The sequence below is a fragment of the Mesorhizobium sp. M8A.F.Ca.ET.161.01.1.1 genome (assembly GCF_004792105.1).
Taxonomy (GTDB): Bacteria; Pseudomonadota; Alphaproteobacteria; order Rhizobiales; family Rhizobiaceae; genus Mesorhizobium.
On sequence record NZ_SRTD01000091.1, the window covers coordinates 1 to 394 of the forward strand.

Sequence of the window (394 nt, forward strand, 5' to 3'; positions counted from 1 at the left end):
CGCGGTTCGCTAGCAGCGCCGAAGGGTGTTGATACCGCCGCCGTCAATGCCGTGCTGTTCGCCGCCATCCAGCACCTCGTGATTTCCGCCGCCACCAGCGGCCAGTTTGCCGGTGTTGCGCTCAAATCGGATCGGGACTGGGACAAGATCGCCACTGCCGTAAAAAGGCTGGTGCGGGGCGTTTACGGCTGAACCGGTCTCAGACACGGGCCCAGGCAGCCGCGCTGGAAGCTGGGCATTAAAGAAAAATCAGCCATGTTCTTACGTGCGCTGCTCGCCCCAGGTCACTGTGAATTCGTAGATTTTCCGGCCGTCCATGACGTAAGGCACGGTCTTGGTGGCGTCACCAAGCGCGATCGGCAACATGCCGGAGGCCAGCGGATCAAGCGTGCCG

2 pseudogenes are annotated in these 394 nt (G+C 61.9%); one reads left to right on the top strand and one right to left on the bottom strand.

Features of this window, described 5'->3' with window-relative positions:
- A pseudogene (locus EN804_RS34755) lies at positions 1–192 on the top strand (TetR/AcrR family transcriptional regulator); the annotation flags it as partial.
- A 75-nt stretch (positions 193–267) separates the two neighbouring features.
- On the opposite strand, the pseudogene truB reads toward EN804_RS34755, so the two are convergent.
- Positions 268–394 (bottom strand): annotated as a pseudogene (gene truB / locus EN804_RS34760) (tRNA pseudouridine(55) synthase TruB); the annotation flags it as partial.